Raw genomic sequence first — 26292 nt, forward strand, 5'->3', positions numbered from 1 at the left:
GAGTAAGTTGATGACGAAAGCTAATCACAAATGACAATTATGAGATAGTTTGTAAGTAAACAAAAAACAAAAGGATGGGTGGGGTGAAATTGTTAATAAACTCCTTTTTGAAAAACATTCTACGATTAACTAAATCGAAAATTACTCCTAACAATTTTCTAGTAATTGCCCATCGCGGTGCTTCTGGCTATTCACCTGAGAACACGATGGCTGCGTTTAAAAAAGCGCTAGAGTTAAAAGCTGATTATATTGAGTTAGATGTACAGATGACAAAGGATGGCAAGCTAGTTGTCATACATGATACGAATGTATCACGAACAACAAACAGTGAAGGTGAGGTAAGGGATTTTACCTTTCAAGAATTAAAAAAACTTGATGCAGGAAGATGGTTTCATATGAAATTCTCAGGACAAAGGATACCTAGTCTTCAAGAGGTGATTTCGGAATTTCATGGGAAGGTTGGATTGTTAATCGAGATAAAAAATCCAAATTTATATCCAAACATTGCTGAGGTACTTGCAGATGAACTAAAGAAGAACAACTTGCATAACCTAGATAACAATGAAGTGATTGTCCAATCTTTTGACTTTGAGTTATTACAACGGTTTAATAAATTTGTTCCAAATGTACCATTAGGTCTGCTTGTTAAATATCGTGTACATGGTATTTCGAATGTACAACTTAAAGAATGGTCTACACTTGTTCAATATATAAATCCAAATAAAGCACTCGTCACAAAAAAATTAGTTAAAAGAATACAGTCTTATAAATTAAAGGTTATGCCTTACACAGTAAGAGATTTGAAGTCAATTAAGGGATTGTTGGATGCAAAAGTAGATGGAATTGTTACGGATTATCCGGATTATTTCAAGGAGTGAATATCATTAAAGGCTGATACCAATGGTGTCAGCCTCTTTAATCGTTCAAGAATTTATAATATTCTTGAACTTTTGATAGCGCTTTGACATCCAGCTCCAGCGTCTTATGCCTGCCTTAGTCTGATCAAGGCGCTTGTGCTTTTGTTCATTCATGAATTTTCTTGCTGTTGGCCAATTTCTTTCTCAGCGATTAAGGAGTTAGCAACCTCTTGGTGTTTATGCTCATTTACAGAATCGCCATCAATATTTTTTAGATTTGGAAATGTGCCATCTGTTTGCAATGTTATTTGTTCTTTTTTTGGTGCGTTTGTCAAATAGGTTTCTTTTTTCATAATCTACAAAGCCCCCTTGAGTCTTTATTTAACCCCATTTCATTTATTATAGTTTTAGCTAAAGTAAGATCTCTCATTCCTTTGTCCAATGAACAGGTGTATAAAGTTTTATAATTAGAAGACTCAGTAATGAAAAACAAAGTATTGAAAACGCTTATATAATAGAAGAAACTCGTCCTGACTTAAGAGGTAGTTCCCAATTATTCCCTAAAGAGAAGCTGATGTTTATTTGTTATGATGTATTACGTAAGGCTAACCCAGATAGTAAAGCTAGCCTTATGTAATGATGACTATTGATATTGCTCTAGTATTGAAAAGAATTCCTTAACATATTCAAAAAAGACTTTTTCAGAAGGAGCCAGTTCTCTTTTACTCGAAATAATGATCCCGACGGTTCTTCTCACGATTGGAAGCTCAATCGGTATTTTTACAGTAAACCGTGGAATCGCCTCGTGGAATGTACTGTCAGGTAATAAAGTGACACCCATTCCTGCTGAGACTAATCCTTTAATTGCATCTAAATCTTCACCTTCTGAGGAAATGCTAGGAATAAAGCCAGCTTGTTTACAAGCATTGATCGCAATTTCTTGGAGGATATAACCTCTTGGAAATAAGACAAAATCATCATTCCTTAATTCATTAAGGAGAATGCTTCTTTTAGAAGCTAATGGGTGTGAAACGTGAATTAATGCTGAAATATTTTCTGAAAATAAAATCGTACCTGAAATCTCAGGAATATTTTGTGGGACAGGCCCGATAAATGCTAAATCAATTTCACGATTGATGACAGAGTCAATTAAAAACTTGTAGGAACCTTGCCTTAAATGAAATGCAACATTCGGGTATTTTTCTTTAAAAGCTGTGATAACTGTTGGCAATAAATGACTAGCAAGGCTTGTAGGGAACCCGATCTTAATCGATCCTCTTTCAGGATCAAGATGTTCATCAATTTGTTTCTTTGCATAGTCGATTGCTTTTATTGCTGTTTTCGTATGCTCAAGAAATATCTTACCTATCGGAGTAAGTTTTACATTTCGTCCTTCTCTTTCGAATAATGTAACACCTAGCTCTGCCTCTAAATTTGCAATCTGTCTGCTGATAGCAGATTGAGCAACATGTAAAAACTGAGCAGCTTCTGATACATGTTCTCGCTCAGCTACTTCCATAAAATAATATAATTGACGTAATTCCATCGTGTCCTCCGATCATATATATCAAAATTAGATTAATTAGAACAAAACCTATATATATCAAAATTAGATTGAATCTATCTAAATTATATATTGTTAACATCAATTTGCAAAGATATAATGTAATTATCTGAAAATTATCGGGTGTAAGATTATCTAACGGGGGGAGATATACATGACTTACAATCAAATTCCAAAAGCACAAGGTCTCTACCGTCCTGAATTTGAACATGACGCATGCGGTATTGGTTTATACGCTCATATTAAAGGCCACGCTACACATGATATTGTAAAAAAAGGACTAAACATGCTTTGTCAATTAGACCACAGGGGCGGACAAGGCAGTGACCCACTTACAGGAGATGGCGCTGGTTTAATGGTGCAAATTCCTGATGCATTCTTCAAAAAAACTTGCCAGGAGATGAATCTTCCTGAAAGTGGTCGTTATGGTGTAGGGATGATGTTCTTTTCTAATGACGACGCAGAACGATTACAAATTGAGGAACAACTTAACAATTTTATTGAAGCAGAAGGTCAGCAGATATTAGGCTGGAGAAACGTTCCTGTCAATGCTGATGATATTGGACCTGTTGCGAAAATGAGCTGCCCAGTTGTTCGCCAAGTTTTTATTGGAGCAAATGATAGCATTGAAGATAATATTACCTTTGAACGTAAATTATATGTGATTCGTAAACAAGCTGAAAATTGGGCTAGAGACCGTGAACTACGTTTCTACTTTACTAGTCTTTCAAGCAGTACTATCGTTTACAAAGGTCTTTTAACTCCTGAACAGGTTGATGCTTTCTATCTAGACCTGCAAGATCAAGACTTTGTATCAGCATTTTCTTTAGTTCACTCACGCTTTAGTACGAACACATTCCCAAGCTGGGAAAGAGCACATCCAAATCGTTATTTAATTCATAATGGTGAAATTAATACACTTCGTGGAAACATGAATTGGATGAAAGCGAGAGAGCAACAGTTTGTATCTGAAGCATTTGGTGATGATCTTGAAAAAGTTCTACCAATCTTAGATGCAGATGGAAGTGACTCTTCAATATTAGATAATGCATTTGAATTCTTCGTATTAGCAGGACGTAAACCAGCACATGCTGCGATGATGATGATTCCTGAGCCTTGGACTGAGAATCCTCATATGAGTCCTGAGAAGAGAGCATTTTATGAATACCATAGTTGCTTAATGGAGCCATGGGATGGTCCGACCGCCATTTCATTTACAAATGGAAAGCAAATTGGTGCTATTTTAGATAGAAATGGTTTACGTCCAGCACGTTACTATGTAACGAAGGATGATTATATCATCTTCTCATCTGAGGTAGGAGTTATTGAAGTAGAAGAAGAGAATGTACTTTATAAAGATCGTTTAAGTCCTGGTAAAATGCTGCTAATTGACTTAGAAGAAGGCCGTATTATTTCTGATGATGAAATTAAAGATGAAATGGCAAATGAAGAGCCTTATCAAGAATGGTTAAATGACCAACTAATTAAACTTAATGATACAGAGATGCTTGTTGAAGAAGTGATTTCAGACCTTTCAGAGCGTCAACGTGCATTTGGGTATACGTATGAAGATATTCAAAAATATTTACTTCCAATTATTACAGAAGGTAAGGATCCACTTGGATCAATGGGGAATGACACACCACTTGCTGTGCTGTCAGATCGTCCACAATCATTATTCAATTACTTTAAACAACTATTTGCCCAAGTTACAAACCCGCCAATTGATGCAATTAGAGAGCAGATTGTAACTTCAACTATGACATTGTTAGGTACAGAAGGTAACATCCTTCATCCAAATAAAGGTAATGCGCGTAGAATTCAACTGGATTCTCCAGTTCTTTCTAACGATCAATTATCACAATTACGTTTGAACCTTTATCCTGGGTTTAAAAGCATAACAATCGACACTTTATTTACAGAAAATTTAGAGTCTTCTTTACAAGAGATTTTTGCTGAAGCAGAAAAAGCAATTGCTGAAGATGTTAATATCATTATCTTATCTGATCGTGCGATGAATTCAGAGAAAGTGGCGATTCCTGCATTATTAGCAGTCAGTGCTTTACATCAGCATCTAATTCGTCAAGGAACACGTACAAAGGCAAGCATAGTGATCGAATCAGGAGAGGTTAGAGAGGTTCATCATTTTGCGGCTTTAATTGGATATGGTGTTGATGCGATTAATCCTTACCTAACTTTTGCAACTTATAAAGAAGCTGTGTTAGACGGAAGTTTAACTGTGAGCTATGAGGAAACAGTTGCGAAATACATCAAGGGTGTTACAGAAGGTGTCGTAAAAGTAATGTCTAAAATGGGGATTTCAACTGTACAAAGCTACCGTGGCGCACAAATTTTTGAAGCTGTAGGTATATGTTCAGATGTAATCGATCGTTTCTTTACTGGAACAGCATCACAGCTCGGTGGAATTGATTTAGAAACAATTGCTACTGAAGCAACATTACGTCATAAAGATGCTTATTCAGACAAAGTAGATAAGACATTAGATTCAGGTAGTGACTTCCAGTGGAGAAAAACAGGGGAATTTCACGCGTTTAATCCGACAACAATCCATACTTTGCAATGGGCTTGTCGTAAAAATGATTATGACCTATTTAAAAAATTCTCAACTTCTGCAAATGAAGAGAGAATCGGCTTCTTACGTAACTTATTTGCATTTAATAATGAGAGACAAGCGATTTCAATTGATGAAGTTGAATCAGTAGATTCTATTGTTAAACGATTTAAAACAGGTGCAATGTCATTTGGATCTTTAAGTAAGGAAGCTCACGAAACATTGGCTATTGCTATGAACCGTTTAGGCGGAAAAAGCAACAGTGGTGAGGGTGGAGAAGATTCAAAACGTTACATCGCTGATGAAAACGGTGATTTCCGCCGCAGTGCGATTAAACAAATTGCTTCAGGACGTTTTGGTGTGAAAAGTCATTATCTAGTCAATGCTGATGAACTTCAAATCAAAATGGCTCAAGGAGCTAAGCCTGGTGAGGGTGGTCAATTACCTGGTAATAAAGTATACCCTTGGGTTGCAGATGTTCGTGGTTCTACACCTGGTGTGGGATTGATTTCACCTCCTCCACATCATGATATTTACTCAATTGAAGATTTAGCACAGCTTATTCATGATTTGAAAAACTCAAATCGCGATGCGCGTATTAGTGTTAAGCTAGTTTCTAAATCTGGAGTAGGTACAATTGCAGCTGGTGTTGCAAAAGGTGCTGCAGATGTTATTGTCATTAGTGGTTATGATGGTGGTACAGGTGCATCTCCGAAAACGAGTATTAAGCATACCGGTTTACCTTGGGAGCTTGGATTAGCTGAAGCACATCAAACATTGATGTTAAACGGTCTACGTGATCGAGTTGTATTAGAAACAGATGGGAAATTAATGACAGGTCGCGATGTTGTTATGGCAGCCCTATTAGGTGCAGAAGAATATGGCTTTGCAACTGCTCCTTTAGTTGTTATGGGTTGTATTATGATGCGTGTTTGTCATTTGGATACTTGTCCAGTTGGTGTCGCAACACAAAATCCAGAGCTTCGTGATAAATTTACTGGTGATCCTGATCATATTGTTAACTACATGCGTTTTGTTGCACAAGAGGTTCGCGAGATCATGGCTGAGCTAGGCTTCAGAAACATGGAAGAGATGGTTGGTAGCACAGATGTATTACAAGTAAGCGATCGTGCAAAAGCACACTGGAAAGCAAAACACTTAGATTTAACTACACTTTTATATCAGCCTGAGGGTGTACGTACTGCTAAATTTAAGCAAAACCATAAAATTGAACAATCACTTGACATGGTTGAAATTTTACCTGCAGTGGCGAAAGGAATTGAAACTGGAACTTCGGTTGATGCATCATTTACGATCAAAAATATTAACCGTGTTGCAGGAACAATTGTCGGCAGTGAAATTTCTAAACGTTATGGTGAAGAAGGATTACCTGAAGATACAATTACACTACGCTTTACAGGATCAGCTGGTCAAAGCTTTGGAGCATTCATTCCTAAAGGTGTAACAATGCATTTAACTGGTGATTCCAATGACTATGTTGGTAAAGGATTATCTGGTGGTAAGATTATTGTTGCTCCACCTGAAGAATCAAGCATTGTGTCAGCTGACAATGTCATCATTGGTAACGTTCCGTTCTATGGGGCAACTAGTGGTGAAGCATACATCAATGGACGTGCTGGTGAGCGTTTTGGTGTTCGTAACTCTGGTGCAAATGTGGTTGTTGAAGGTGTCGGTGATCACGGCTGTGAATATATGACTGGTGGCCGTGTTGTAATCCTAGGAGAAGTAGGTAAGAACTTTGGTGCAGGTATGTCAGGTGGAATTGCTTACGTACTTGCTGATAATAAAGAAGAATTTAAAGCTCTATGTAACTCTGAAATGATTGAATTCGAAAGCTTAGTTGATGACGAAGAAATCAGATTGGTCGAGGATATGATTCAAGCTCATTTCCGTTATACAAATAGCGCGAAGGCTGAGTTTGTATTAGAGCAATGGAATGAAACTTTACCGAAATTTGTGAAAGTAATTCCAAAGGATTACAAACGTATGATGGAAAAAATTGCTGAACAAATGCAAGCGGGATTAACAAATGACGAAGCTATCATGAGTGCGTTTGAAGCAAATGCAAAATCTGAAAAAAAGGGACCTGCGTCTAAAACAGCGCGTTCCAAAGCAGTAGTACAGTAGAAAGGGGAGAGGAAGATGGGGAAAGCAACAGGATTTTTAGAATTTAAACGTGAAGAGGCGGCCGAACGTGAGCCTCTTACACGTTTAAATGACTGGAAAGAGTATTCAGCTCCTTTCTCTGAGGATAAGTTAAGCAGACAAGGAGCGCGCTGTATGGACTGCGCTACTCCTTTCTGTCACATTGGTACTGAGATTAATGGTTTCACTTCAGGATGTCCAATTCATAACTTAATTCCTGAGTGGAATGACTTAGTCTATCGTGGAAGATGGAAAGAAGCATTAGACCGTTTATTAAAAACAAATAATTTTCCTGAATTTACAGGAAGAGTATGCCCTGCACCATGTGAAGGATCATGTAACGTTGCGATTTCAGACCCAGCTGTTACGATTAAAAACATTGAAAAAGCAATTATTGACAAAGGCTTTGCAAATGGATGGATTACACCACGTATTCCAGAAAAACGTACAGGTAAAAAAATCGCAATTGTTGGTTCTGGACCTGCTGGTTTAGCAAGTGCTGACCAACTAAACCAAGCTGGCCACCTTGTTACTGTTTATGAACGAGCAGACCGTCCGGGTGGATTATTAACTTATGGTATTCCAAACATGAAGCTTGATAAAGGGATTGTGGAACGACGTATCAATTTACTAAGCCAAGAAGGAATTACCTTTATTACTAATACTGAAATTGGTAAAGATATTACCTCTGAAGAACTACGTGAACAATACGATGCAGTCATCCTTTGTGTTGGGGCACAAAAGCAACGTGACTTAGTTATTGAAGGTCGCGAGGCAAATGGTGTTCATTTTGCAATGGATTACTTAACAACTTCAACAAAAAGCTATCTTGATTCTAATTTTGAAGATGGCAATTTTGTAAATGCTGAAGGTAAAGATGTAATCGTAATTGGTGGTGGAGATACAGGTGCTGACTGTGTAGCTACAGCTATTCGTCAAAATTGCAAAAGCGTTGTTCAATTTGGTAAACATCCAAAACTTCCAATGTCTCGTACACATGAAAATATGTGGCCTGAAGCTCCACATGTATTCACGATGGAATATGCTTATGAGGAAGCCGAAGCGAAATTCGGTAATGACCCTCGCGAATATTCTATTCAAACGAAAAAGCTTGTTTCAGATGAAAATGGAAATCTAAAAGAGCTGCATACAATTCAAATGGAAAAACTTAAGGATGAAAATGGCTTATACTACTTCAAAGAAATTCCAGGTAGTGAAAAAGTTTGGCCTGCTCAATTAGTTTTCATCGCTATTGGATTTGAAGGTGCAGAACAACCAGTATTAAAGCAATTTAACGTTGAGACAACTGCTAGAAATGTTGTTGCAGCAAAATATGGCGACTTTAAAACAAACGTTGAGGGCGTCTTTGCTGCTGGGGATGCAAGACGTGGTCAAAGCTTAATCGTATGGGCGATTAACGAAGGCCGTGAAGCAGCACGCGAAGTTGATCTTTATTTAATGGGTAGTACAGTTTTAGCATAATTTATCATATATAAAAGATAATGGCATGAAGTGTTTGCAAAAACACTTCATGCCATTTTTTTGTATTCCTTAATTGATAAAACAATAAAATACTATTCTTGCAAAAATGTATTTATTTAAAAATATATACCTATCAAAAATGTACGATAGTCTTATTATGATTCCTTTGCTTATGATAAAAGAAAGGTTTTTAGGTTAACGACAAAATTTGAAAGGAAGAGCTAATTTTGAGTAAAAAACTTTATCATGGAGCAGCTTATTATCCTGAATTATGGACTGAGGATGTCATTGAACAGGATATTAAGCTAATGCTGGAAACGGGAATCAATGTTGTTAGAATTGGAGAATTTGCTTGGTCAACAATGGAACCAATTGAAGACCAAATTAATCTGAGTTTTTTTAAGGATATTGTGAATAAGCTTTATGAACACGGAATAGAGACTATATTTTGCACACCTACACCAACTCCGCCAATCTGGTTTACATATAAGCATCCTGAACGAATGTATGTTGATCGAGATGGACGAACAATGGGACACGGCTCTAGACAGCATGCTTGTACGAATAATCATTATTTTAGAGAAAGAGCAGCAATTATTACTGAGCATATTGCCCAAACACTTGGGAACCACCCGGGAATAATAGGTTGGCAGATCGATAATGAGTTTAAGTGTCATGTAAGTGAATGTATGTGTGAAACATGTAAATCATTATGGCATGAATGGCTGAAGAACCGTTATAAGACGATTGAAAATTTAAATGAAGCTTGGGGTACACATATTTGGAGTGAATACTATCATCATTTTGAACAAGTGCCCCAGCCAGGTCCTGCACCATTTCTCCATAACTCTTCTTTAAATACTATGTATAAGATTTTTTCAATGGAAAAAATTGCAGAGTTTTCTGACCAGCAGGCTGAAGTGATTAGAACCTATTCAAGTGCACCAATAACTCATAATAGCAGCATTGCTTTCAGTGTTGATAATGAGCGGCTTTTTAAAAATCTTGATTTTGCCTCCTTTGACACCTATGCATCGATTGAAAATTTTCCTGCTTATTTAATTAATTGTGATTTATGGAGAAATTTTAAAAAGGGCAAAGATTTCTGGATAATGGAAACTAGTACATCCTTTGCGGCTTCATTAGAGAGCTATGCATCACCACATCCAAACGGATATTTAAAGGCTGAAGCCGCTGCTGCCTATGCCTTAGGTGCCGAAGGTTTTTGCTACTGGCTTTGGAGACAGCAACGAACGGGATGTGAACAGCCCCATAGCTCCGTCATAAGTGCTTGGGGAAAGCCAACAGTAGGATACAAAAATGTCATAGAAGTTGAACATATGCGGAAAGAATTTGAGCCAATCATTCTGTCTACAAAACCTGTACAGGCTGATTTAGCGATCACCTATTCTGATCGAGCAAAAGTTTTTTTAGCAACAGAGCCGCACAAAGGGTTAAATCATCGCGGTTTAGTAACAAATTATTATGAGCGTATATTATCAATGGGAATTCATCGTGATGTAATACCTGAAGGAGCTAGTTTTGAAGGATATAAAGTTGTCCTTACGCCATTCATTCATTTTTTATCTGATGATTATTTGATACGTGCTAAACATTTTGTTGAAAATGGCGGGATTTGGATTGTAGGTCCTTTAACTGGAGGCCGTACTGAAGAACATACTATCCACACAGATCGTGCATTAGGAGAACTTGAAAAGCTAGCAGGTGTTGAAGTACTTTTTACTTATCCTATGGATCAGAGTGGAACAATCGGTTCTGCATTTGGCTGTACAGCACCTTTGGGATTATGGAGTACAGTTTTTGAGTATAGCGAGGAGCATTCAGTTGGCACCATTACGGAAGGATTATCTGCAGGAAAATCATTCTTAACAGAGCATTCGCTTGGAAAAGGGAAGATCGTTATGCTTGGAGCAATGCCAATAGGGCGTGAAGGAGATGTTCTCTTAAAAAGGATGATCGACCATTATTCTATTTTAGCTGATGTAAATCAAAGAACAGATGTTACTCCTGGAACAATTGTAGCACCTAGAGAAAATGACCAATCTATAATATGGTTAATGATCAACATGGATGGTAATGGCGGTTCTGTGACAATACCTTTTAAGGGATATGATATAAAAAACAAAATAGAGATAGAATCCGGGAAATTAGAAATTGGACCATTTGAATGCAAAATGGTTGAATTTCAAAAATAAAGGAGGAAACATTGAATGACAAAGGGGAAGAAATGGTCATCTGAACGAAAAAGTTTCCATGACCCGTTAACTGGCGTAGTAATAACACAATTAACTGATTATTACTCACATAGTTACCATTTATATTTCACTAATAACGCATGGTATGATGAGAACACAAAATTATTAATTGGTTCAGACAGAGGAAACAGTACAAATTTATATAGTATAGACTTACTAAGTGGAGATCTGACGCAATTAACAGACCTAAAACGAAATCAGAAAAAAGGAATTCAGGGTACTTTTATTAACCCACATAAAATGGAAGCTTATTTTACAATAGATAGGAGCATTGTGGCAATCAATCTGAAAACCTATCATGAGTCAACACTTTTTGAACTCCCAAAAGGCTATCAATTTAGTAATTTAAGTTGTACTTCTGACGGTAAACATCTTTGTTTCGGACTAACAGAAGATTTATCAAATTCGATAAAAAGCAATCTATCCGGCGGGTATATAGGTTTTGAGGAAACGGAAGCTGCAAGACCACATTGCCAGATTTGTTTACTAACAATAGAAACAGGTGAGATAAAAACCATTCATGAAGAAAAGCGGTGGATTGGGCATGTTAATACTTCTCCAACCCAGCCTAATTTGATAACGTTTTGTCATGAGGGACCTTGGGAGAAAGTAGATCATAGAATTTGGGTGCTTGATATAGACACAGGGCGTAAATGGAAGGTAGCTGAGGAAAAGCATAATCAATATGCAGGACATGAATATTGGCATGCAGATGGTTTGCGTATTGGCTACCATGGCTATACAGATTCATTAGATCGAAAGGATGGGAAGTTTTTAGGTTCAGTAAAATTTGATAATACAGAATATGAGCATTTCAATTTTCCGTACCAAAATATGCATATACATTCAAAAGATACTCAATTAATCGTCGGTGATGGCCAGCAAACGACTGCCTACCATGGTGAATATTATCAAGACTGTTTGTTTTTATGGAAGAAAACAAAGGATAAAATGGAGGGACCAAGAGTACTCTGTATGCATCGCGGGAGTTTTCATATCCAACAAGTTCACGTTCATCCTTGCTTTAGTCCAGATAGCACAAAAATATTGTATACAAGTGATATGAGCGGATATGGAAACGTTTATTTAGTAGATGTTCCAGAATTCGAAGCTCTGCCAACACTAGATGATGATAGACTAAAAAGTTCAAAGTAGTTTATTAGTGTCAATGATTGTTTATTTAGAAGCAAATTATAGAAAAACTCCTGCAAAGTCCTGAGCTTTCAATTGATAAGCTCAGAACTTTATGTAATTCATTGCCTTTTGCAAAAATATGTTGAATGACAAAAAAGTGATAATTAACAAAACCATCTGCAAATGCGTACTGATCAAAAAGAATCAAAATAGTCTGGTTGAAGGAAAGAATAATCTGAAAAATAATGAAGGTAGTCTTAAGTATTCAGATAATGCAGGAAAGGTTGTGTTGGTTTTGAAATTGAAATGGCTAAAACATAAGCCGAAAGGTCGATCAGGTGTCTCATGGGGTGTTCCGTGGGAGCGGGGAATTCTAAATAGAGAAGAAACTTTATGTCTAATGGACGATAATGGTAAGAAAACACCTATTCAAAGCTGGCCGATGGCCTATTGGCCGGATGGAACTGTGAAATGGACAGGACACAGTGCAGTTTTTCTAGAAAACGAACAGTCATATGAATTAACAGTTGGTGAAACTCAAATTCCGGAAAGCCCGTTACAAGTAATAGATTCAGAGAATCAAATTATAGTTGATACGGGAGAAATACAATGTATCATAAACAAACAAGGTACAAATTTCATTGAGGAAATTGTAAGCGATTCAAAAGTGATTGGGAATAAGGGGAAATTAATCTCAATCCAAGAAGTGCGGGATGAGACCTCTGGGAAAAAGACAATTCAGGAAATCCCACTTGAAAGCAACATAAAAGATGCAATAGTTGAACAGAACGGTTCAGTAAAATGTGTAATCAAAATAGATGGTGAACATGAAACGATTTCTAGTAACCACAAGCAAACATGGCTGCCTTTTCAATTACGTATCTATTTTTATGCTGGAACCTCATCGATAAAAATGGTTCATACATTTTTCTATGATGGAAATCCTCAAACAGATTTCATTAAAGGGCTTGGGATGGAATTTTCGATTCCTCTAAGTGGTGAAGCATGGAATCGTCATATACGATTTGCTGGTGATGTAGGAATCTATTCAGAACCTGCTCAGCTAATGTTAACGAGAAGACATCGAAATGCCAATGGACTATATGAAAAGCAAATTAGCGGAGAAATAGTGAATTTATTTGATAAACAACATCAGCCTTTGCTTGAACATGTTCAACAAAATGCAATCTGGAATGATTTTAAATTAACACAAGATTCAGCAGATCATTATCGAATAATGAAGCGTACAAATAATGGATATTCATGGGTTGAATCAACTCATGGTACTAGAGCCAAGGGATTAATTTATGCGGGTGGTGAAAGTGGCGGAATAGGAATTGGTGTTAAAAACTTTTGGCAGAAGTTCCCTTCAACTTTAGAAGTAATCGGTTTAAATAGAGCAGATACAAAATTAAAGATCTGGTTTTGGTCTCCCGACTTTGAGGCAATGGATTTAAGACATTATAGTAATGAAACTCATGTGGTAAGTGCCTATGAGGGATTTGACGAAATGCGAGCAACACCATATGGAATAGCAAACACTAGTGAAGTTTTTTTACAGTGCTATACTGTTGTACCATCACATGAAGAGTTAGTAGAAAAAGCTGAAGAATGGCAATCACCGCCTCTATTAGTCTGTGAGCCAACCTATTATTATGAAACAAAAGCATTAGGTGTCTGGAGTTTACCAGATACAAGCCATCCAATAAAAGCTCAATTAGAATTAGAACTTGATAAGGCGATAAGCTTTTACAAATGTGAAATTGATCAACGTAGATGGTATGGATTCTGGAACTATGGAGATGTGATGCATACATACGATTCCGTCCGCCATCAATGGAGATATGATTTAGGTGGATTTGCATGGCAAAATACAGAGCTGGTGCCAAATATTTGGCTATGGTATGCTTTTTTACGTTCTGGTCGTGAAGATATCTTCATGATGGCTGAAGCGATGACCCGGCATACAAGTGAAGTAGATGTGTATCACTATGGAGAATACGCCGGTCTGGGATCTAGACATAATGTAGTCCATTGGGGATGTGGCTGTAAGGAAGCAAGAATAAGCATGGCTGGCCTTCATAAATATTATTACTTTTTGACAACGGATGAACGAACAAGAGATTTATTAATCGAAGTTAGGGACGCAGATCAGGCGCTTGCAAATTTAGATCCAATGAGAGAATTCTATCCAGATCATCAATATAAGACACATGCTCGCGTAGGTCCGGATTGGGCAGCGTTTTGTTCAAATTGGCTTTCCGAATGGGAGAGAACAGAAAATACAGCCTATCGTGATAAAATTTCAACTGGAATAGAAGAGTTAAAACAATTACCATTACGTTTGCTTTCAGGTCCAAACTTTGGTTATAACCCAGTGACAAACGAACTGCTTCACATGGGAGATGGAAATTCTGGTGCTTATCATATGATTATAGCTTTTGGTGGCCCTCAAGCATGGATGGAGCTATCCCAATTATTAGATGATGATGAATGGGATGACATGTTGGTGGAATTTGGTGAATTTTACGTTTTAAGTCAAGAAGAAAAATTGAAAAGAAGCAATGGGATTTTGCATGATAAATTGTTTAGTCTTCCAATGTTAGCGGCAGGTATGGTTGCCTTTGCAGCAGCAAAGAAAAAGGACCCTTCTCTAGCAAAAAAAGCTTGGAAGTTATTATTAGACGAAGAAATTAGTGAGATGAAGTTACCAATTGAAGAAAAAGAAGTTAATGCATGGAGGCATTTGACAGAGGTTTCAACAATTACGACCAATACAACGTCCCAATGGTGCTTAAATACGATCATTGCCTTGGAATTGATTGGTGAGTATTTATCCTCAGATCAGGTTCTAAGTAATAATGAGAATATCAAACTTCTAAATGAAATGAAATAAATGTATTGGATAAATAATGACATAGTAACTGACCTTAAACTAACCAAAAATTCATCTTACAAGAAAGTATTACCTAGACAAAAAAGTAGAAAACCACAGGATAAATCCAGTATTTACAAGGGTTTTAAAGAAAACAAAAAATGATAATTGTTAGAAAAAAAGAATCGAATTAATGTAAAGGTAGAGGTCAAACCGATCACAACAGTGATGGATTGTATCTAAATAAAAAATCATTATAATACAGGGGGCTGGATTTTAAATGGGTAAAAGTAAAAAAGAATTAAGTAAAAAAATTGTCCTTCCATTACTTTCAACAATGCTTCTTTCTTCATCATTAGTAGCATGTAGTAATTCAGAAAAAACTAGTAAAGAATCCGGAAAAAGCGAATCAAATAATACTATATCAATTATGACAACGGCATATTCGCCAGAACCACCAGGTGAAGATAGTCCAGTATTTAAAGAACTTGAAAAATTTATGGAAACAGATATAAAAGTAAATTGGGTTCTTAATAGCTCGTATTCTGACAAATTAAATATTACATTAGCATCTGGAGAGCTACCGGATATTATGATGATTCCGTCAAAGATACCTAGTTTCATAAGTGCAGTTGAGGATGGGGCTTTTTGGGAACTTGGGCAATATCTTAAGGATTATCCTAATTTAAGTCAAGCAAATGAAATTACATTAAACAATAGCTCCATAGGTGGAAAGATTTACGGTATCTATCGTAGTCGACCATTAGGAAGAAACGGTATTACATTTAGAAAAGACTGGTTGGAAAATGTTGGTTTAAAAACCCCGAAAACAATCGATGATTTTTACAATGTATTGAAAGCGTTCACAGAGAATGATCCAGATGGAAATGGAAAAGATGATACTTACGGTATGGTTGTTTCAAAATACACAGGTCCATGGGATATCATGCAAACTTGGTTTGGAGCTCCAAATAAGTGGGGCGAAGACGCAGATGGTAACCTGCAGCCTGATTTTATGACGGAGGAATATTTAAACGCGTTAAAGTTCTTTAAAAAGCTCTATGATGAAGGATTAATCAATGAGGATTTTGCGGTAATGGATCCGCTAAAATGGGGTGACCCGCTTCTGAATGGACAAGCAGGTGTGATCGTCGATGTCGTGGACCGTGCCCATCGTGCAGAAGAGGATATGATGGCAGCAAATCCGAACTTAAAAGAGCCAATTGATGTTATAGGTGCTGTTGAAGGTCCAACAGGTCTACACAATTTACCTACATCTGGATATTCAGGTATGCTTGCCATTCCTAAATCCAGCGTAAAAACAGAGGAAGAGCTGAAGAAAGTTTTAGCTTTTATAGATAAGCTAAGTGAAGCAGAAGCTCAAACATTAGCCTACAACGGCTTAGAGGGACGTCATTACGAGTTAAAAGATGGTAATTTAGTTGAACTTACGGAAAATGATGAAGCTCTTATTAACGAGTTCACAGATTTGAATCAATTTCAGACGGGAATACCTGAGAATCGATTTATTCAGGCAGAACAAACTCCTTTGTTAGAAAAAGAAGAAATCGTTAAGACGGAAAATGAAGAAATTGTTGTACCAAACCCTGCTGAAGCACTCGTTTCCGAGGTTTACGCTCAAAAGGGTCAGCAATTAGACAATATTATCAATGATGCAAAAATTAAATTTATCGTTGGTCAAATTGATGAAGCAGGATTTAAAGACGCAATTGAATTATGGCGTAGTACTGGCGGAGACGATTATATTGATGAAATAAATCAATTATATAAAGAGGTAAACTGACAATTCCAAAAAAGTCTGTCTCAAAATCAAAGGGTCAGCCCCTTTTGAGATAGACTTTAATCAAAAAATAATCGTACTTCAAAGAAGGGAAGGGAGCGAAAGTGGCTTTTTTAAAAACTCAAAATGTTAAACAGGATTTCAGTCACTCAACGCCTTTATTGAGTGAAAAACAAACAACAACAATTACAAAACTACAACGCTTGAAAAGGGATAGATGGTTGTATCTATTATTAGTTCCTGGGATTCTATATTTCCTTATTTTTAAATATGCACCAATGTGGGGTATTGTCATCGCCTTTCAAGATTATTCTCCTTTTAAAGGCGTTTTTGGTAGCGAGTGGGTTGGATTTGAAAATTTTATAGACTTTTTTCAAAACCCAGATTTTTTTAGATTATTAAGAAATACCTTTATTCTAGCCGTATTAGATTTAGTATTCTTCTTTCCAGCTCCAATAATCTTATCACTTTTATTAAATGAATTAAGGATTAATTCGTATAAAAGAACTGTACAAACATTTATATATGTACCCCATTTTATGTCATGGGTCATTATTGCAAGTATTACGTATATCTTTTTTACTACAAGTGGTGGGGTAATGAATGAAATCGTATCTTATTTCTATGGAAAGGAAATTAATTTCTTATCTTCCCCTGAGTGGTTTCGTCCATTAATTATGGGACAAATCATTTGGAAAGAAACAGGTTGGGGCACTGTAATTTTCTTAGCAGCCTTAGCTTCAGTTGACCAAGAACAGTACGAAGCAGCGATTGTAGACGGAGCAGGACGGTTTCGAAGATTGTGGCATGTCACCCTTCCAGCTGTTAGAAGTACAATTGTAGTTTTACTTATATTGCGACTTGGAAACTTCCTTGATACAGGGTTTCAACAAATTTTCTTAATGTCGAATTCATTAAATCGAAGTGTTGCTGATGTATTTGATACGTATGTCTACTTTGTGGGGATTACACAAGGTGCATATAGTTATAGTACAGCAGTAGGCTTGTTTAAATCAGTCGTCGGCATCATTCTTGTTTTAGGTGCAAACAAGCTTGCGAAGAAATTGGGACAAGAAGGGATCTTTTAGTAGGTTTAAACTTAGAGGAGGTGCTTACAAATGGCGATGCCAAAAATGCACAATACTCCAGCAGGAAGAGTATTTGATGTATTTAACTTTATTTTTTTAGGAATAATCGCATTGTTGATGGTTTGTCCATTCTTATATATTATTGCGGGATCATTTGCTACAGAGGCTGAATTAACAAGAAGAAGCTTTTTTATCATTCCTGAAACATTTTCACTAGAATCCTATAAATATATATTTTCCACAGGTACATTTACACGCAGTATTTTAGTATCGATTGGTGTAACATTGGTAGGAACACTTGTATGTCTCTTTTTTACTTTTACGATGGCTTATCCACTTTCAAGAAAACATTTAATGGGACGTAGTACAATTATGAATCTCATTATATTTTCAATGTTATTTGGCGGAGGCATGATCCCTACCTATTTAGTGGTAAAATCATTGGGATTATTGGATTCCTATTGGGCATTGATATTGCCTTTAGCGATCAATCCGTTTAATTTAATTATTGTCAAAACATTTTTTCAAAATATTCCATTAGAATTAGAAGAGTCAGCTAAAATTGATGGTTGTACTGAATTTGGGATCTTCTGGAGAATTATGCTTCCATTATCAAAACCAGTGCTTGCAACCTTTGCGCTCTTTTATGCCGTAGCTATTTGGAATGATTTCTTTAGTGCATTATTATACATCAATGACAATACGAAATGGCCTGTTCAAGTATTGCTTCAACAAATTATTCTCCTTTCACAAACGATGTTAAACGATCCGACCTCAATGGGTGCTGAATATGTTGAACCCCCAGAGCAATCATTGAAACTTGCTGTCGTTGTCGTGGCAACATTACCGATCTTGATCATATACCCATTCCTTCAGAAGCATTTTGCAAAAGGAATGTTATTAGGATCTGTAAAAGGATAATTGAAAGAAAGGACAATTTATGGTTAGTAAATTGTCCTTTCATATGTAGTGATAAGATTGGATCATTTTTAATAAACCGCTTTCTTTTTATGATTGAAATGTGACATAATAGACTAAATAAATGTTGTTTTATGTTTGATTAGGGGGGATTTTATTGGGGTAAGGAGTGTAGGCAACCATCTAAAAAAAATCAATTGGACCGTTAGTCATTATCAGAAAAATTTTATCCTTATTTTGCTTATTGCCAGTATTCCAGGATTAATTACCGGAGTTCTTATTTATTGGCTTGCTGTTGGTGCAGTGGAGGACGAGCTTCGTAAACTTCATGGAGATCAAATTGTACAAAGAGCAAAAAATATTGATGAACAATTTAGGAATTTGGAGTATTCCGCATCGCGTTGGGCGATCGAACCTCGATTTGGAGAATCATTAAGAAGCATAGATCTTGTTAAACAATTTACAGAATCATATGATATTTCAAAAACATTAGTGCGTTTACAAGGAACACATCCTCTTATTAAAGATGTTGACCTTTATTTAGAAGGAGAAAAAAAGATCCTCTTTAATTCTGAATATCAACTTTTAAAGGAAAAGGAAATCAGCAAATTTCACCAGACTTTAGAGAATGGAAACATCTATTGGGGTCATTATCCTGGAAAAGATCAAAATGAATCAAGTTTAGCTTTAATTCATACGATCCCTGCAGCTAGTAAACATCCTTTTGGTTCTATTATAATTACAATTAATAGAGAGAAAGCACTTGATTTATTAAAAACACTAACACCCTATGGAAAAGGCGCTACATTTATTTTGAATCGTGATAATCAGGTGATACTTTCAGCAGATAACACAAATGATCAACTGTTTGTAAGCGCTTTAAAAAAAGAGTTAACAAATCATGATATAGATAAAGAATCGTTTCAATTTACTTTTAATAAGCAAATCTATTCGGTTTCTTTAGGTCATTTATCTCGAGTTGATTCAGATTGGAAATATGTATCAGCCGCACCAATGTCATCAATTACTGCACCACTCATTATTGTTTCGAGAATTATATTAATTATTAGTGCATCCGCTCTTATTTTAGCTATTATTATGTCTTGGTTTGCATCTTACCGGATTTATACACCAATTAGAAATTTAATGAGTAAATTAATGAACGAAACTACTGGGAAATGGAATCATACTGGAAAAGATGAATTTCTATTAATTGAACAACAATGGGAAGAACTATCACAAAGGAGTCATTTATTACAAAATCGTTTATCAGAACAGGTGACAGAAATAAAGAATAGCTTTGTTGTGCAGCTTGTTCAAGGATATTTTTCTCATTATAAAGAAGAAGATTTAGTAAAGCGAATGAAAAGTTATGGATGGGTAGTTGAAAATCATCAATATATTGCTCTAGATGTTAAACTAACAGGATTGTTTGAATCAAAAGATCGTTTTTCAAATAATGATGAAAGTCTTGTCACCTTTTTAACTGCAAATATAATGGAAGAGTTAGCTAATGAGATTTTTGAACAATATAATGTGATCAAATTCCCTGATCTTTCAGTTGGTTTATTAGTGGTTTATCCATCTGGAACGATGATTAATGAAGATATTCAACGCTTTGCTAATAAGGTAATGGATGCAGTGAATGAAATTATTAACTTGCAAGTAATTGTGTCAATTAGTGAATCTACAAATAGCATCAAAAAAGTCCATTATCTTTTTGAAGAAATGGAAAAGTGGAAACGTCTTCGAATCTTTGAAAATAAAAATCAAATCATCGATCTTAAGGAAATGGGTTCTTTAAAGGATATAAATAGTTTTCGCTATCCCTTTGCAGTTGAAAAAGAAATAATTCAAGCGATTAGAATGGGGCATATCGAAGGAATTGAAAAATTAATTCATCAGTTTTTGGAAGAACTTGCTGAGAATGGCAGAAATGAGATTAATATTCAACAGGGAGTAAGGCAATTGTATAGCAGTATCCAGCATGAAATTTTACATGCAGGCATCCATCCGCATGATTTATATAATGGTAAAGATATGTTTGAGGAGCTTACACAGGTCCATACAATTGAAAGCTTCACAAAGTGGTTTATAGAATCGATCATCCTGCCTTTTAATCAGAGACTTGAAGGCAGAATGAATATGGAATTAAAAAGAATCGTAGAAAAAGTTGTTTTATTGATCCAAGAAAATTATATGAATGATATTTCTTTAGATAGTTGTGCAGAGGAAGCTGGTACAAGCCCTTACTCACTAAGTAAGGCTTTCAAATTAATTGTCGGGATTAATTTCATTGATTATTTAACAGATATAAGGATTCAAAAAGCAAAGGAATTACTGTTACATTCCACGATGAAAATAAATGATATTGCTGAAACGGTTGGTTATCGTCATAGCTATTTTAATCGAATATTTAAAAAGCAGATGGGTATACCTCCAAGCCAATATCGAAAATTGCATCAAGAAAAAGAGTTGCTGGAAATAGAAAAGGACAGTTAGGTTGTTTGTAGTCTATATTTTTGATAGATTACTAGGTTTGTGACCACTTAAAATGAGTAGGATTGGAGGAAACTGTTTGATGATGCACAGCTATTTATTTGAGAGAGGAAAAAGACTATATTTAAATTCATTGTCATCAACGAATGATATTGCTGATTGGTTAATAGAAGGTGAAGCAAAAGTTAGTTTTGAAGAAAATCGTCTCCAATTAGAAAATAAATTAGATCCATCAGTACATGGAGATAATTCTCATTGGGTATTTTGGTGCCCAATTAACTTTCCAGATAAAGTGATAATCGAATGGGAATTTTATCCGATAAGGGAACCTGGTCTTTGTATGCTATTTTTTGCTGCAACAGGACGTAATGGTGAAGATTTGTTCAGTCCTAAGCTTCCTAAAAGAAACGGTAGGTACCCTGAATATCATTCAGGAGCAATTAATACTTTGCATTTATCCTATTTTCGACATAAACATGCTGATGAAAGAGCATTTCGAACTTGTAATTTACGAAAAAGCTATGGCTTTCATTTAGCAGCTATTGGAGCTGATCCCTTGCCCCCTGTTGAGGATGCAATACCACCATATAAAATGAAGCTAATTAAATATGAAGGAATCGTTCAATTTACGATCAATCAATTACCGGTATTAGAATGGGTAGATGATGAAACCGAATATGGAAGCATATTATCTGGAGGGAAAATTGGGTTTCGACAAATGGCTCCGATGAAGGCAGCTTACCGTAATTTTCAAGTGCATGAGGCAATTTTGTCTAAACTAAATAAGTTGAAATGAATGCACAAAAGGAGAGAAAAATAGAATGCCAAAAGTAATGTTAGCATTTCCTGAAGGAAAACATAAAGTATTAACTTTAAGCTATGATGATGGAAGAGCAGCTGATAGGAAATTAGTAGACATCTTAAATCAATATGGGATAAAGGGAACATTCCATATTAATTCAGGGTTATTAGGGGTTGGAGATCGCATCTCACAGGAGGAAATAATAGAGTTGTACGATGGGCACGAGGTTTCTGCCCATACCGTTACACATCCAACAATTGCAAGATCACCAAAAGAACAATTAGTTGAGGAAATAGTCGACGATCGTAAAGGTTTAGAGAGAATAGTCGAGTATCCAGTTAGAGGGTTGTCCTATCCGAATGGTTCTTTCAATCGTCTTATTAAAGAGGTTTTGCCATATCTCGGTATAGAGTATGGTAGGACAGTACATTCAACAGGCGATTTTTCAATGCCTGATGATTTTTTTGAATGGAATCCAACCTGCCATCACAATAAGAATTTAATGAAACTCGCAGAAGATTTTATAAACCTTCAGAAAAAACAATACCTATACATGATGTATGTATGGGGACATAGCTATGAGTTTGACAATGACCAAAACTGGGAACTAATCGAAAGTTTTTGTCAATTTGTCGGCAATCGAAATGATATTTGGTATGCAACAAATATTGAAATTGTTGACTATATGAAGGCGTTTCAAAACCTAAAATTTTCTGCAGATAGTCAATTTGTCTATAATCCATCAGTTTTGTCTGTTTGGCTTAGTATTGATGGCAACATAGTGAATGTACCTGGTGGAAGTCAAGTGGCTTTAATATAAAAACATTTGAATTTAAATAGACTACAAACTTTAAAAATTTGATATTTCGTTTTTTATAACGTCTTTTGTAATGAGACAAGTTGATAGGAGAAGATATAAATGCAAATGAATGGATTAGTAGGTGGCTTTTATAAAATATCAGAATGGATTATGAAACTAGCATATGTAAACTTATTATGGATTTTATTTACACTTGTTGGATTAATCGTTTTCGGTTTTTTTCCAGCAACCACAGCTATGCTTGCAGTGATTCGAAAGTTAATTATGGGGGAAACAGATATCCCTGTTTTTAAAACTTTTCTAACCTCATATAAGAAAGAGTTCAAGATAAGCAATGTAATAGGAATCATAATGTTTGTTGTTGGATATATTTTGTATTTTGACCTTTCTATTGTTAGGGAAGCAAATGGATTGATAAGGCTAATTTATTTTCCATTGTTAATGATCTTTTTTGGGTATGTCTTAACATCTTTTTATTTTTTCCCCGTCATTGTCCATTATGAAACGAAGATTTTTCAGGCAATAAAAAACTCATTTATTATTATGATTTTACACCCATTATCAACGATCATGATGGTAATTGGGATAGTAGCAATTTATTTCTTAATGATAACCATTCCTGGATTAATTCCAATTTTTTGCGGAAGCATCCCCGCATTTGTCATTATGTGGTCTGCACTTCTCGCCTTTTCAAAAATTGAGAAAAAGCAAGAAGCGATCCCTCTCCAAAAATAGAATGATCCCTGCCTAATATCCTGATTTTTTTAGATAGGCAGGGGTAAATTCTACAACAAAAAAATCTCAAATTTCAAAAATGTGCAAAGAGGTAATAAAAATGGTGAAACAAAAAAGTGTGGTTGTTTGTAAAAAAAGATTCAGATAGGTTAAAAAGGAGTCTTTCATTAAAGGTTTTCAAAATGAAGGAAAGGAGGAAAGTGGCAAAAATATCCTAATCTAGAGTATGTAGAGATTAGGCACTATAGCCTATTTTTATTTTAGCGAAAAGTACTAGTTTTTACAATAACCAAAATAGTTTGTTTTTTTTCACAGCTAAGCAAAAAAACTAGGATGGAAGACTTTTTCACATTTTACTTAGTATTTATTGAAAGCGCTTCGCTTTAATCTAATCTGGAGGTTTTTTATGTTTAATAAAACAGGAAATCGATTTAGAAAAACAAATAAATTTATAATTAGCTCAATATTAACTGCTTCACTGTTTGTTCCCCAAGTAACAATGGCAAACAGCACACCTGAACAAGATCCTTCTTACAAAAATTATCAAATGGAATTCTTAGATCGAGGCCTAGTAGCTGTAAATGTAGAAAATGGTGTTTTTATAAGCTGGAGATTGTTAGGGAATGAACCTGAAGATATTTCTTTCAACCTATATCGTGATGGGAAAAAGGTAAATTCCTCACCAATTAAATCGAACACAAACTTTTTGGATAGGAAAGGGAATGCGGATTCTACTTATACTGTACGTGCAGTATTGGATGGTAAATTACAATCGAAATCAAAAGAGATTGGTGTATGGGGGAAAAACTACCTTTCAGTACCGCTAGAAAAACCAGCCGATGGAATTAATCCAGATGGATCAACCTATACCTACCATGCAAATGACGCAAGTGTTGGTGATCTTGATGGGGATGGTCAATATGAAATTGTATTAAAATGGGATCCATCGAACTCACAAGACAATTCAAGAAACGGTGTGACAGGTGAGGTCTTTGTCGATGCGTATGAAATGGATGGAAGCCATTTATGGAGGATTGGCCTTGGGAAAAATATTAGAGCTGGTGCCCATTATACGCAATTTATGGTTTATGACCTAGATGGAGATGGTAAATCAGAGGTAGCATTAAAAACCGCTGATGGAACAACGGATTCGACAGGTAAGGTTATTGGTGACCCAATTGCCGATTATAGAAATGCAGAAGGTAGAGTATTAGAAGGGCCTGAGTTCTTATCGATTTTTAATGGAGAAACTGGCCAGGAACTTGTGACAACTGATTTTGAACCAGCTAGAGGAAACGTAACGGATTGGGGCGATGGATATGGGAATCGTGTGGATCGCTTCTTAGCAGGGATTGCTTACCTTGATGGTGAAAGACCAAGCCTCATTATGGCGCGTGGTTATTATGAAAAAACAATGCTAGTTGCCTATAATTTTCGCGATGGAAAATTGACGAAGGAGTGGACGTTTGATAGTGACACACCAGGAAATGAAGGATATGCTGGCCAAGGAAATCATAATCTAAGTGTGGCAGATGTAGATGACGATGGAATGGATGAAATCATCTATGGTGCAATGGCAATTGATGATGACGGTAAAGCCTTATATACAACAGGATTGGGACATGGAGATGCGATGCATTTAGGTGATTTAGATCCAAATCATCCAGGTTTGGAAGTATTTCAAGTGCATGAAGATAAAAACTCTGCATTTGGAATGGAGTACAGAGATGCTGATTCAGGGGAAGTTCTTTGGGGGATTTTTACTGGAAGAGATACTGGAAGAGGAATGTCTGCTGATATTGATCCTCGTTATGAAGGTGAAGAGGTTTGGGCAAGAGGTGGCATATACTCAAGTACTGGAGAATTAATAACAGAAGCTATGCCATCATCAACGAATTTTGGAATTTGGTGGGATGGCGACTTATCCCGTGAGCTCCTAGACCATAATTGGGATGAGTCTATAGGTTATGGAACAGGTAAAATTGATAAATGGGATTATGAAAACAATACAACTGTTAATCTACTAACAGCAGAAGGTTCAGCATCTAATAACTGGACAAAGGGCAATCCAAGCTTGCAGGCCGATCTATTTGGTGACTGGCGTGAAGAAGTAATGTGGAGAGCAGCAGATAGTAGTGAGCTAAGGATTTATACAACAACAAACATGACGAATCAACGCATTTTTACTCTTATGCATGATCGCGTTTATCGTTTAGGGGTTTCGTGGCAAAATGTTGCCTATAATCAGCCGCCACATACAAGCTTTTATCTAGGTCATGGCATGAAAAATCCATCTGCACCAAAAATGTATGTTGTATCACAAATTGATGTGGATGTGTCACCGAACGTGCTTAATACAAATAAAAACAGTAGTGAAAATTCCGTTACAGCTAAAGTGAAAACAGCTTTAGGATCAAAAATAACATCTGTAAAAATGAAAATCAACGACATAACAATAATAGGAGTTCCAAAAGGAAACACGCTCAAATTTAATCAACAAGACATCATTAGTGCACTAAACGGTGAGAATGGGGAAATTGAGGTATCCATAACAGGCTCACTAGAGAATGGGAATTATTTTGTAAGTGAAGATATGTTTAGAATTATTAATCGCTAATAACTAGCAACCGTTTACTTTTCAACAATAACATTCATTTAAACAAAGGAGCGACTATTTTGGGACAAGGGAAACTATTGGGTTTA

At 36.0% G+C, this 26292-nt stretch carries 16 protein-coding genes; 14 read left to right on the top strand and 2 right to left on the bottom strand.

The genetic code is table 11. From position 1 onward, the window contains the following. The first annotated feature begins 83 nt into the window (after nucleotides 1-83). On the top strand, nucleotides 84-878 hold the full coding sequence (locus WCV66_RS14440; protein ID WP_338785817.1) for a glycerophosphodiester phosphodiesterase: 795 nt from the start codon (nucleotides 84-86) through the stop codon (nucleotides 876-878). Between the two features lie 149 nt (nucleotides 879-1027). Here WCV66_RS14440 and WCV66_RS14445 read toward each other — a convergent pair whose 3' ends face one another. Together WCV66_RS14445 and WCV66_RS14450 are read right to left on the bottom strand one after the other, a co-directional pair. Continuing rightward, the gene (locus WCV66_RS14445; RefSeq protein WP_066327605.1) at nucleotides 1028-1210 is read right to left on the bottom strand and encodes a hypothetical protein; all 183 of its coding nucleotides are present in this window, start codon (nucleotides 1208-1210) and stop codon (nucleotides 1028-1030) included. Nucleotides 1211-1500: 290 nt separating this feature from the next. Further along, nucleotides 1501-2403: a LysR family transcriptional regulator gene (locus WCV66_RS14450; RefSeq protein ID WP_338785818.1), complete on the bottom strand. Its 903-nt coding sequence runs from the start codon at nucleotides 2401-2403 to the stop codon at nucleotides 1501-1503. A 172-nt stretch (nucleotides 2404-2575) separates the two neighbouring features. On the opposite strand from WCV66_RS14450, the gene gltB reads away from it, so the two are divergent. The 13 genes from gltB (at nucleotide 2576) to WCV66_RS14515 (ending at nucleotide 26206) form a co-directional block, all read left to right on the top strand. Then, nucleotides 2576-7141 carry a glutamate synthase large subunit gene (gene gltB / locus WCV66_RS14455; RefSeq protein ID WP_338785819.1) on the top strand — a complete coding sequence of 1522 codons (4566 nt, stop codon included), beginning with the start codon at nucleotides 2576-2578 and terminating at the stop codon, nucleotides 7139-7141. 15 nt (nucleotides 7142-7156) lie between these two features. After that, nucleotides 7157-8641, top strand: coding sequence for a glutamate synthase small subunit (gltD, locus tag WCV66_RS14460; protein WP_338785820.1), 1485 nt, complete (start codon nucleotides 7157-7159; stop codon nucleotides 8639-8641). Nucleotides 8642-8868: 227 nt separating this feature from the next. Further along, nucleotides 8869-10857 (top strand): beta-galactosidase, encoded by a 1989-nt coding sequence (locus WCV66_RS14465; protein WP_338785821.1) that lies wholly within the window; start codon nucleotides 8869-8871, stop codon nucleotides 10855-10857. Nucleotides 10858-10872: 15 nt separating this feature from the next. Next, the gene (locus tag WCV66_RS14470; RefSeq protein WP_338785822.1) at nucleotides 10873-12072 is read left to right on the top strand and encodes an oligogalacturonate lyase family protein; all 1200 of its coding nucleotides are present in this window, start codon (nucleotides 10873-10875) and stop codon (nucleotides 12070-12072) included. Between the two features lie 265 nt (nucleotides 12073-12337). Continuing rightward, nucleotides 12338-14947, top strand: a complete 2610-nt coding sequence (locus tag WCV66_RS14475; protein WP_338789451.1) for a hypothetical protein — start codon at nucleotides 12338-12340, stop codon at nucleotides 14945-14947. A 259-nt stretch (nucleotides 14948-15206) separates the two neighbouring features. Continuing rightward, nucleotides 15207-16730 carry an extracellular solute-binding protein gene (locus WCV66_RS14480; RefSeq protein ID WP_338785823.1) on the top strand — a complete coding sequence of 508 codons (1524 nt, stop codon included), beginning with the start codon at nucleotides 15207-15209 and terminating at the stop codon, nucleotides 16728-16730. 158 nt (nucleotides 16731-16888) lie between these two features. Beyond that, a complete protein-coding gene (locus WCV66_RS14485) occupies nucleotides 16889-17815 on the top strand; it encodes an ABC transporter permease (protein ID WP_066327753.1) in 927 nt (308 codons plus the stop codon). Between the two features lie 36 nt (nucleotides 17816-17851). Beyond that, nucleotides 17852-18736 carry a carbohydrate ABC transporter permease gene (locus WCV66_RS14490; RefSeq protein WP_066327751.1) on the top strand — a complete coding sequence of 295 codons (885 nt, stop codon included), beginning with the start codon at nucleotides 17852-17854 and terminating at the stop codon, nucleotides 18734-18736. A 135-nt stretch (nucleotides 18737-18871) separates the two neighbouring features. After that, a complete protein-coding gene (locus tag WCV66_RS14495) occupies nucleotides 18872-21235 on the top strand; it encodes a helix-turn-helix domain-containing protein (protein ID WP_338785824.1) in 2364 nt (787 codons plus the stop codon). An 82-nt stretch (nucleotides 21236-21317) separates the two neighbouring features. Beyond that, nucleotides 21318-22028 (top strand): DUF1961 family protein, encoded by a 711-nt coding sequence (locus WCV66_RS14500; RefSeq protein ID WP_338789452.1) that lies wholly within the window; start codon nucleotides 21318-21320, stop codon nucleotides 22026-22028. Between the two features lie 25 nt (nucleotides 22029-22053). Then, a complete protein-coding gene (locus tag WCV66_RS14505; protein ID WP_338785825.1) occupies nucleotides 22054-22854 on the top strand; it encodes a polysaccharide deacetylase family protein in 801 nt (266 codons plus the stop codon). 99 nt (nucleotides 22855-22953) lie between these two features. Then, a complete protein-coding gene (locus tag WCV66_RS14510) occupies nucleotides 22954-23589 on the top strand; it encodes a YesL family protein (RefSeq protein ID WP_338785826.1) in 636 nt (211 codons plus the stop codon). 499 nt (nucleotides 23590-24088) lie between these two features. Further along, nucleotides 24089-26206: a rhamnogalacturonan lyase gene (locus WCV66_RS14515; RefSeq protein WP_338789453.1), complete on the top strand. Its 2118-nt coding sequence runs from the start codon at nucleotides 24089-24091 to the stop codon at nucleotides 26204-26206. Nucleotides 26207-26292: the final 86 nt, after the last annotated feature.

This window comes from Metabacillus rhizosphaerae (genome assembly GCF_037201795.1).
GTDB lineage: Bacteria > Bacillota > Bacilli > Bacillales > Bacillaceae > Metabacillus > Metabacillus rhizosphaerae.

Bases quoted from the DNA above. Each gene is read 5' to 3' on its own strand.
- WCV66_RS14450 (WP_338785818.1), bottom strand. From the start codon at position 2,403: ATGGAATTACGTCAATTATATTATTTTATGGAAGTAGCTGAGCGAGAA.
- gltD (WP_338785820.1), top strand. From the start codon at position 7,157: ATGGGGAAAGCAACAGGATTTTTAGAATTTAAACGTGAAGAGGCGGCC.
- WCV66_RS14470 (WP_338785822.1), top strand. From the start codon at position 10,873: ATGACAAAGGGGAAGAAATGGTCATCTGAACGAAAAAGTTTCCATGAC.
- gltB (WP_338785819.1), top strand. From the start codon at position 2,576: ATGACTTACAATCAAATTCCAAAAGCACAAGGTCTCTACCGTCCTGAA.
- WCV66_RS14505 (WP_338785825.1), top strand. From the start codon at position 22,054: ATGCCAAAAGTAATGTTAGCATTTCCTGAAGGAAAACATAAAGTATTA.
- WCV66_RS14490 (WP_066327751.1), top strand. From the start codon at position 17,852: ATGCCAAAAATGCACAATACTCCAGCAGGAAGAGTATTTGATGTATTT.
- WCV66_RS14500 (WP_338789452.1), top strand. From the start codon at position 21,318: ATGCACAGCTATTTATTTGAGAGAGGAAAAAGACTATATTTAAATTCA.
- WCV66_RS14510 (WP_338785826.1), top strand. From the start codon at position 22,954: ATGCAAATGAATGGATTAGTAGGTGGCTTTTATAAAATATCAGAATGG.
- WCV66_RS14445 (WP_066327605.1), bottom strand. From the start codon at position 1,210: ATGAAAAAAGAAACCTATTTGACAAACGCACCAAAAAAAGAACAAATA.
- WCV66_RS14480 (WP_338785823.1), top strand. From the start codon at position 15,207: ATGGGTAAAAGTAAAAAAGAATTAAGTAAAAAAATTGTCCTTCCATTA.
- WCV66_RS14515 (WP_338789453.1), top strand. From the start codon at position 24,089: ATGGCAAACAGCACACCTGAACAAGATCCTTCTTACAAAAATTATCAA.